Source organism: Microcoleus sp. B3-A4 (assembly GCF_036705385.1).
In the GTDB taxonomy this organism is placed as follows: domain Bacteria; phylum Cyanobacteriota; class Cyanobacteriia; order Cyanobacteriales; family Microcoleaceae; genus Microcoleus.
Genome location: NZ_JAUBUI010000140.1, coordinates 1 through 9043 on the forward strand (window position 1 = coordinate 1; position 9043 = coordinate 9043).

The window sequence follows — 9043 nt, forward strand, 5'->3', positions numbered from 1 at the left end:
GGTTTAACAAACTTTCACTGGTGGCCTCAAGTTCCAGTTGCTGCTTAATTATGGGTAAGCACCCGGACATGATATGAAGCTTTGGGAGGAAGAGCAACTGTCCGAAAAGTTGCTCCAAAATGCTAGAACCCACGTTTGGGGCGATCGCGATCAAGGTGCATTAAATTCAGTTTTAGTGGGAAGGTGGAAGCAATTAGACCAAAGATGGAACAACCACAAGACTGATGATATGTCAAGTAAAGTCATTCACTTTATGTCAAGACCGAAACCGTGGGAAAGCTCCGCCCCCAATCAATTATGGCTTGATATGTTGTCTCAGACACCGTTTAAGGACGAACTGGAAAAAATTCCAAATAAGTTTAAGGGGCTGTCGAGCTTTCAGGTAAAATACAAAAGATTTGACAGGTGGTTGAGCGAACCAATACTGAAGTTTAAGAGTTATCTGAAGAAACAAAAACTTTAAGGTCAAAATTGGTCTTTCATGCCGCGCAAGCGAGCGAAGGTTTGCACTGGATCGCGGGTGTTGGCGGCTGATTGGATCTGGGGAAAATCCCAGCGCAAAAATGGGTTTGTGCTTTTTTCGAGGCCGATCGATGATGGTATTGTAGGTTGCGATCGACTCCGCGCTTCCTTGACTTCGGCGAAGCGCTGCTGTAAATCGGGATTGTCGCCATCCACGCTGATGGCAAATTGCAGGTTTTTCAGCGTGTATTCGTGGGCGCACCAAACTCTGGTATTGTCGGGCAAGTTTCGCAGTTGCCCGAGGGAGGCTACCATTTGAGTTGGAGTGCCTTCAAATAGTCTGCCGCAGCCTCCAGCAAATAAAGTGTCGCCACAGAACAATTCGCCTGTTTCGCCTGGGTTGCTGGGGGGGAAATAGTAGGCGATGTGAGCTTTTGTGTGACCGGGTACGAAGAAGACTTCGGCGGTTCTGTTGGCGAAAGAAACTCGATCGCCCGCTTGTAAAAACACTTGCTGTCCGGGAATTCTGCCTCTATCTTCTGCGCCACCGTAAACTTTAATTTGGGGAAAGCGATCGATCAGTTCCTGATTGCCGCCTATGTGGTCGCTGTGGTGGTGGGTATTGAAAATTGCGGTTAATTCGGCTCCGAGTGCTTGCAGTTGCTCTAATACTGGCTGCGATCGCGCTGGATCGACGACGGCTGCTGTGTGGCGATCGGGGTCGTGCAGCAAGAAAATGTAATTGTCGGACAGTACCGGAAGCCGATAAACCTGCATAGAAAAGTGCCTCTCTAGGAAAAATATTATATAATTAAATTAGTTCTGAACGCTATCCGAAGGCCGATTGCAGATTGATTAAGTCCGCGTATCTATCTTGGGAAGTAAAACTATGATACGTTATTTATGCTGTTGAGCAAAGTGATTTACGGTCGGGTACGCACCATTTTTGGGTCAATAAGTGCAATCGGCTTTAATTATTTTAGTATACAAGCGATCGAAGAATAAATGCGAACATCTCACAACAAATCGAACTTAACAATTTCTCAAAAAGTTGAACGGATTGTAGCGTCTGGTAAGATCACTCGCCGGGAACACTTAGTTTTGACTTCGGCTATCCTATCAGATGATAAAATTTCAGAAGAGGATCGACATCAAATCAATCGGATATTTGATTATATCCAAATTGGTCGCCTCAAGTTTATCGATTGAACAGAAAGACTTGCACAGTCAGCATCTATCTGGAGTATAAAAAGCGTTGGTTAGGAGTGCGATCGTTCCCTCTCGCACACCAAAGCCTATATATTTCGCTTGAATTCTCCGGCTCAGGCATAGTGTGAAAGCGTCTGATGTGGCAGTCTCAAGTTAACAAGGCTCTTGGCAATCCCAGCTACAAAAACAGGCAGAAGAAAATGAGTGCAGACAAACCAACTATTTTGGTGACGGGCGGAGCTGGATATATTGGCTCTCACGCGGTATTAGCGCTGAAAAACGCCGGTTACGGTGTGGTGATTTTGGATAATTTAGCTTACGGTCACCAAGATATAGTAGACCAGGCTTTGCAGGTGGAGTTTATAGTTGGCGATACGAGCGATCGCACTCTTCTCGATAACCTGTTTGCTACGCACAAAATTGATGCGGTAATGCACTTTTCTGCATACGCTTACGTGGGCGAATCTGTTACCGACCCAGCTAAATATTACCGCAACAATGTCATCGGTACTATTACCCTTTTGGAAGCAATGCTCGCTGCTGACGTGAAGAAATTTGTGTTTTCTTCTACTTGCGCGACTTACGGCGTACCGCAGAAAATCCCGCTCACAGAAGACCACCCACAAAACCCGATCAATCCCTACGGTGCTACTAAGTTAATGGTAGAACGGATTTTGTCGGATTTTGACGCTGCGTATGATTTCAAGTCTGTTTGTTTCCGCTATTTTAACGCGGCTGGGGCCGATCCGAACGGGTTGTTAGGAGAGGATCACAATCCAGAAACTCACCTGATCCCGCTGGTGTTGTTCGCTGCTTTGGGGAAACGAGATTCGATCGCGATTTTTGGCACGGATTACGATACTCCTGACGGTACTTGCATCCGGGATTACATTCACGTTAACGATTTGGCATCCGCTCACATTTTGGGATTAGAATATTTGCTCAAGGGTGGCAAATCTGATTTCTTTAATTTGGGCAACGGCGGCGGGTTTTCGGTGAAAGAGGTGATAGAAACGGCTCGCCAAGTGACCGGAAAAGAGATTAAGGCTGTTGAGCGTGAGCGGCGTCCGGGAGACCCGCCTGCTTTGGTTGGCAGCAGCGAGAAAGCCATCAAAACCTTGGGTTGGTCTCCAGAATATCCCGACATTAAGAACATTATCTCCCATGCTTGGCAGTGGCACCAAAAACGCCACAGCTCTTAGTCTTTAAGGTGCGCCTTCCGCACCTTACCCTTAACTTTAGAAAATACCCCCAATTTGCGTAAGTACGCTGACCAGATTCGAGCGTACTTTACGCTATTAAGAGTAGTAGAACTTAGGCAATCATCCCAGGTATGGGGGCAATCACGGGGGATTTGCCCCTAGGAAACACTATATATTGAGCCTGTGTGTAAGTCCAGAGTAGTAAAAAAAAACGATTTTCTATGTAATCTTTATGTGTAATCAACCTAGTTAAATGTCAACTAAATAAATTCTTGACTAAGTAAAATAATGAACTACAATAAATTAGCAAGTAAGGGATTTATTACTATTTTAACTGGTCTTTACTCTTTCCAGGATTGTGTTCATTTTTTGGCTTCTGTCAGGAAGTTTCACCGGGAACCCATTATTATTTTAATAGATAGAGTCCCTCTAATTTTATATCCTTTACTTCAGGTTTTTGGAAATGTCATATTGAAACCTGCACCCTCTAATGAAAATCCTGTTTTGGCGTCGCGGCAAGCTAAGCTGGCTTTGTACGGTGAATCTTTATTTGAAAAAACTATTTATATGGATTGTGATATTTGTTTGCTGTCGCCAATAGATGAGGTGTTTGATTTTCTTGATGGGGTGGATTTGTTGGTCACGGAAGATGTGCAGCCTGCGATTGCTAAAGCGGCAAATTTATTAAGAGTGAAGCAGGATATTCTGTCAACTTTGCAGTCTGTCGGGTTGCCGCTAAATGAAAATAGCATTCAATACAATGGTGGATTTATCGCTTTTACGAAAAGCAGTAAAACTCAGGAATTGTTCACAAACTTTAAGAAATATTTTGATATGGTAGTGGCCCATCAAAATGTGCTACTGTTGAAAGACCAAGGCGCTTTTGCGGCGGCTGTTGAATCGGTGAAACCGAAAATGACAAATTTGTCCCCGGTTTACAACTACTTGGATAAGTGGAAAGATGTTTATACGATCGACAAACCGATTAAAGTAATGCACTGCACTTATCCTTACCGCCCTCAGTATGCCAAGAACGTGACGCGATCGCTCTTTACTAGAATAGTCGATCGCACGGCTAAAATATTTTTACCCAATCAACTTAACAATCCCTGGCGTTTAAAATAATTAAATTTTGTTGGCAAACTGCATCAAAAACAACAAAATTGAGCCAACAATCAAAAAAATTAGCCTCAACATATCCGAAAATTTACCTAGAAGAATTATTGCTGGCTTGAATAACAGTCCTGGATTCATCACTGGTTTTTTTTACCCAAATACTTCGTTGCTGTCCTTTCCCCTGGTTAAAACCAGGTTTCTTTGGTGTGGAGGGCGTCAGTTCCAATCGCCTTGACAAAAGCTCGGTTAAGCAGGAAAATCAAACCAAGCTTTTAAACAAAATACTCTGTGAAAGTTTCATTAGTAGTGAGCGATTTGTCAGGAGGAGGTGCAATTCGTGCTTTTCTCTTAGCTCAAGTCTTGCTCAATCTTAAATGTGATGTAGAAGTTGTTGGATTTCAGTTTGGCAAGGAATTGTATGCTATTCCTCCGCGAGACATCCCGGTATGTTCGATACCGGGTAAAAAATATCCGGGGTTTTTGATGGATGCTCAAAAGATTTGGAAAAAAATAGATGGAGATATTATTTATGCAGTAAAACCTAAACCTACAAGCTTTGGTTTATCACTGCTAAAAAAACTGGCTACTAGCAACTCTATAATTTTAGATATAGACGACTGGGAACTTAGCTGGTACGGCGGAGATGAATGGAAATACCGTCCTTCTTTTAAACAACTTTATCGAGATATTTTTAAAGACAATGGTGAGTTGAGAGAACCCGATCATCCGCTTTATATCCAGTGGATGGAAAGTTTAGTTTCCCGCGCTGATGCAGTCACCGTTGATACTGAGTTTTTAAAACAGCGTTTTGGTGGTGTATATTTGCCTAATGGTAAGGATACTGCAATGTTCGACCCTGGTAAATACAATCCTGAATTGAGCAGACAGCGTTACGGCTTGTCCGGGTATAGAATTCTGATGTTTCCCGGTGCGCCGCGACCTCACAAAGGCGTTGAGGATGTTTTGATGGCCCTCGAACAGTTAAATGAGCCAGATTTAAAATTAGCGATCGTCGGCGGAAGTCCTTATGATGATTATGATGATAAACTTGTGGAACAATGGGGGCGTTGGATTGTTAAACTACCAAGGTTTCCAGTCGAGACGATGCCGTCGGTTGTAGCGGCGGCTCACGTTGTCGTTGTTCCTCAGCGAGAAACTCTCACAGGCGTGGCTCAGTTTCCGCTCAAGCTGACAGATGGCATGGCAATGGCTAAGCCTGTTTTGTCTACGCGAGTGGGGGATATTCCAGAAATTTTAGGGGGAACAGGTTATTTAGTAGATCCGAGTTCTCCCGCTCAAATTTCACAAAAAATTCAATGGATATTTCAAAATTTGACAGCCGCGAATTTGCAAGGAATGAAAGCTCGGGAAAGATGCGTGAAAAAATATAGCATTCAAGCAATGACACCGATACTCTCAGATATAATTGCAGGTATGTAGAGGTAATTTTCACTCGACTCAATGGAGGAAGAAAAACTGGCTGTCATTAAAGAATATATTGAGATGTCGTACTGTTTAGCTGGGAATGCTTCATGTCTGCCAATAAGCTACTCCTAAAATTTGCCAGACGATATCCCGGCAGGATTCTCTTAACTGTGATGCTGGGCTTTTCTGGCGCTTTATTCAACGGTATCAGCACTACTCTGATTGTACCAGTGCTTTTAAGTTTTTTAGAGGAAGCTATCGAGCTGCGCGGCGCTCCACCTCTAATTAAAACTTTGATGCATCCCTTTGAGGGATTGCCGGAAAATCAGCGTTTAATGTTGATGACCGGGGCGATTGTGCTAGCAATAATTTTAAAAAATGTTGCGAGTTATATCAATACTTTAGTAGCTACTTCTCTGACGCGCTCTCTGACTTTTGATTTGCGAGAAGAAGGTTTGCGGTTGTTGTTATACGTAGGTTTAGATTTTTACTCTAAAACCAAAGTCGGGGATTTAATTAATAGATTGGGCGGAGAGATTGGTCGGACTGCTAGTGCAGTTGGCACGGCAATCGGAATGTTTACTACCTCAATCACTGTTTTGGTTTTTGTGGGTCTGCTGCTTTCTATCTCGTGGAAATTGACCGTGACAGCTACATTTTTGCTGTCGTTAGTTGCTTGGACAAATCAATATATTATTAACCGTTCCAAGCATTTTGGGTACCTGCTTTCTGAAATGTCGAAAGATTATTCGGTTAGGGTGCTGGAAACCATTACTGGGATTCGGCTGGTCAAGTCAACGGGGAACGAGGAAAGGGAGTATCAGCGGATCAAGCATTTAATTCAAAGGCGAGAACAAGCGGATTTTCAGGCTCAGGTAAATTATGGGGCGATCGCCCCAATTAACGAAGTTGTTAATTTGATAGTTATAATTTTGATTGTATTTATAGGTCGCACCATATTTGCGAATGAGATAGAGTCTATTTCTACAATTTTATTAACCTATTTATTGGTACTTTTTCGACTAATTCCTTTAATTTCTCAGTTGAATAGCGGGCGCAGTCAATTTGCGAATACGTGGGCTAGTGTAGAGGTGGTTAATGATTTTTTGAGCTGCCAGGACAAGCCGTTTATGTTGAACGGTTCTGTGCCTTACACTCACTTGAAATCGGGAATTCATTTTAATAAAATATCTTTTAGTTATCCCCAGCACAAAAATTTAGTTCTTCAAGGAGTTGATTTATTCCTACCTCACGGCACTACTTTGGCTTTGGTAGGAGCTTCGGGTTCTGGCAAGTCAACTTTGGCAGATTTACTGCCGAGATTTTACGATCCTACTGAAGGTCATATCTCGATCGATGGCAGGGATTTGCGCGACTTTGAGCTGAAAAGTCTCAGACAAGCGATGGGTATTGTTAGCCAAGATACGTTTTTGTTTAATGCTTCTGTGCGCGAAAATATTGCTTACGCTAAACCCGAAGCGACTGAGGAAGAAATTGTGGAAGCGGCGAAGGGAGCGAATGCTTATGAGTTTATCCAACGGTTGCCGGAGGGGTTGGATACTCAAATTGGCGATCGGGGCGTGATCTTATCGGGAGGCCAGCGTCAGAGAATTTCAATTGCTAGAGCCCTGCTGCAAAACCCGGAAATCTTAATTTTAGATGAGGCAACGAGTTCGCTGGATACGGTTTCGGAAAGGTACGTGCAAGCGGCGATCGAGAAATTGAGCTGCGATCGCACAACCTTAGTCATCGCCCACCGCCTCTCCACAGTCCAAAAAGCCAACAAAATCGCCGTGATCGATCGCGGACAAGTAGTAGAAATGGGTTCCCACGAAGAATTGCTAGCAAAAGGAGGTTACTACACTCGCTTGTATTCAGTGCAATTTGCCGAAGAAACCGCTCGCGATGAAGCTCTAATTAGAGGTTCTTACGAAATTCGCACTCGCCTGACTCCCATGATAGCTTACCTCAAATTGCTCGTAGATGAAATGGTAGACTCTCCCGAAGAAAGAGACGAGTTAATTAGAGAATCGTTTCACTCGGCTGCTAATATTTTCACTACTTTAGAATTTATAGAAAAGACTATTAAGCGTCAGGCTGTTAAAAAGTAGCCAGAAGGAAGAAGGAAGGAGGAAGAAGGAAGGAGGAAGAATTTAGGAAGAAGGAGCCATAAGTCATATCATGTCGGGTTGATTTACCTTTGTTCCCAGGGTTCGCCTAGGAATACATATGTGGAGGCTCTGCCTCCCTTTACCAATTACCAACTACCAATTACGATGTCTAAATATTATGTATTTTTTACCAGAAATATCTTACCGCAACCCAATATTGCGAGCTTAGTTCAAGTTGCACACTCTGCCAATGCCGCAGCAAACCTCGGTTATCCAGCAGTTTTGGTATACCTCCGCAAAGGCTGGAGTGCTTTGAATCCGGTTGATTTGCTTTTTCCTTTTCAACCGACGAAACCAGATGACAAACTTGCCAAAATTTACAATATTCAAGATAAATTAAAAGTAGCAGATTTGCCCATGCCGTGGCCGATCGACCTTTGGGATAACAAGTGGACGAGTGCGAGTACAATAGTATCAAAATACTATTTACCCATTCACCTGCTTAAATCCACTAAAATTGTCCACAGCCGCGACTGGAACTTTGTCAAAGCAGCAGTTAAAAACCGAATGCCCGCTATCTACGAACAGCACCACCACGAAGACAAAAATTTTGAACCAGAAATTGTCCGCAATCCTCTGTTTCAAATTGCTGTAACTGTTGCCGATACTGTCCGAGACAGCATGATTTTGAATGGAATGCCGCCGGAAAAAGTAATTACGCTGCACAACGGTTTTAACCATTTGTTTCTCGCCCGACACACGGAAGCAGCCCAGAATTGGCGGCAGCAATTATTAGAAGATGACAGACGGCATTTAGCAGTTTATGCAGGGGGACTTTACCCGTTTAAAGGTGTTGATATGTTGGTGGAGGTGGCTAAGGAATTGCCGCTGGTTCAATTTGCGATCGCGGGCGGTGATTCATCCCAAGTAACAGCATACCAGCAATTAGCCAAAAACAAGCAAGTTAACAACATTAAATTTCTCGGCTACCTGCCTCAAAATCAACTGGCTAGCTTGCTGCAAGCAGCCGATGTTTTGACTCACCCGCACTGTTTGACAGAAGCCGCGACGTTCACATCTCCTTTAAAATTCTTTGATTATATGGCATCGGGAACTCCGATTGTTGCGACGGAGATTGCCTCTTTAATGGAATTTAAATCGGGAAACATAGCAGCAACTTGGTGCGAACCGGATAACCCGCACCAGTTTGCACAAAGCATTCGAGATAGTTTAACAAAATATCCGAGGAAAAGCGAAGGCTATGCAGAAACAAGGAATTTTGTCAAGCAATTTTCGTGGGAAAATAGGATAGAGAGAATTTTAAGTTATGTGGATGACAAAGTGCGATCGCAACTTATTAATTAAGCCGACAATCCGCCATTCGTCAGCCCGCCAGTCCGCCAGTGGTTTAAACCACTGGCTAATAGCCAAAGTCCTCTTTAGAGCGTTCCACGGGCGCCGCACGCCCGTTATGAATCAAAGAAACAGTTTCGCTCGCCCAAAAGTTGCCAGCGATCG

At 43.5% G+C, this 9043-nt stretch carries 7 protein-coding genes; 6 read left to right on the forward strand and 1 reads right to left on the reverse strand.

Going from position 1 to position 9043, the window contains the following annotated elements; all coding sequences use genetic code 11:
- Positions 1-73 precede the first annotated feature (73 nt).
- Positions 74-463, forward strand: coding sequence for a glycosyltransferase (locus QUB33_RS28175; protein WP_333357541.1), 390 nt, complete (start codon positions 74-76; stop codon positions 461-463).
- A 2-nt stretch (positions 464-465) separates the two neighbouring features.
- Here QUB33_RS28175 and gloB read toward each other — a convergent pair whose 3' ends face one another.
- Positions 466-1239: a hydroxyacylglutathione hydrolase gene (gene gloB / locus QUB33_RS28180; protein WP_333357544.1), complete on the reverse strand. Its 774-nt coding sequence runs from the start codon at positions 1237-1239 to the stop codon at positions 466-468.
- A gap of 632 nt (positions 1240-1871) precedes the next feature.
- Here gloB and galE point away from each other — a divergent pair.
- The 5 genes from galE (at position 1872) to QUB33_RS28205 (ending at position 8890) form a co-directional block, all read left to right on the forward strand.
- Complete coding sequence (gene galE, locus QUB33_RS28185) at positions 1872-2873, forward strand: UDP-glucose 4-epimerase GalE (RefSeq protein WP_333357547.1); 1002 nt, start codon at positions 1872-1874, stop codon at positions 2871-2873.
- Positions 2874-3161: 288 nt separating this feature from the next.
- Positions 3162-3998, forward strand: coding sequence for a hypothetical protein (locus tag QUB33_RS28190; protein WP_333357550.1), 837 nt, complete (start codon positions 3162-3164; stop codon positions 3996-3998).
- Positions 3999-4277: 279 nt separating this feature from the next.
- The gene (locus tag QUB33_RS28195; RefSeq protein WP_333357552.1) at positions 4278-5429 is read left to right on the forward strand and encodes a glycosyltransferase family 4 protein; all 1152 of its coding nucleotides are present in this window, start codon (positions 4278-4280) and stop codon (positions 5427-5429) included.
- Between the two features lie 92 nt (positions 5430-5521).
- Positions 5522-7525, forward strand: a complete 2004-nt coding sequence (locus QUB33_RS28200; protein WP_333357555.1) for an ABC transporter ATP-binding protein — start codon at positions 5522-5524, stop codon at positions 7523-7525.
- 165 nt (positions 7526-7690) lie between these two features.
- Entirely contained in the window at positions 7691-8890 is a 1200-nt protein-coding gene (locus QUB33_RS28205) for a glycosyltransferase family 4 protein (protein ID WP_333357558.1), read from the forward strand.
- Positions 8891-9043 lie beyond the last annotated feature (153 nt).

Excerpts from the sequence above, each read along its gene's own strand:
- QUB33_RS28175 (WP_333357541.1), top strand. The coding sequence starts at position 74 with ATGAAGCTTTGGGAGGAAGAGCAACTGTCCGAAAAGTTGCTCCAAAAT.
- gloB (WP_333357544.1), bottom strand. The coding sequence starts at position 1,239 with ATGCAGGTTTATCGGCTTCCGGTACTGTCCGACAATTACATTTTCTTG.
- galE (WP_333357547.1), top strand. The coding sequence starts at position 1,872 with ATGAGTGCAGACAAACCAACTATTTTGGTGACGGGCGGAGCTGGATAT.
- QUB33_RS28190 (WP_333357550.1), top strand. The coding sequence starts at position 3,162 with ATGAACTACAATAAATTAGCAAGTAAGGGATTTATTACTATTTTAACT.
- QUB33_RS28200 (WP_333357555.1), top strand. The coding sequence starts at position 5,522 with ATGTCTGCCAATAAGCTACTCCTAAAATTTGCCAGACGATATCCCGGC.
- QUB33_RS28205 (WP_333357558.1), top strand. The coding sequence starts at position 7,691 with ATGTCTAAATATTATGTATTTTTTACCAGAAATATCTTACCGCAACCC.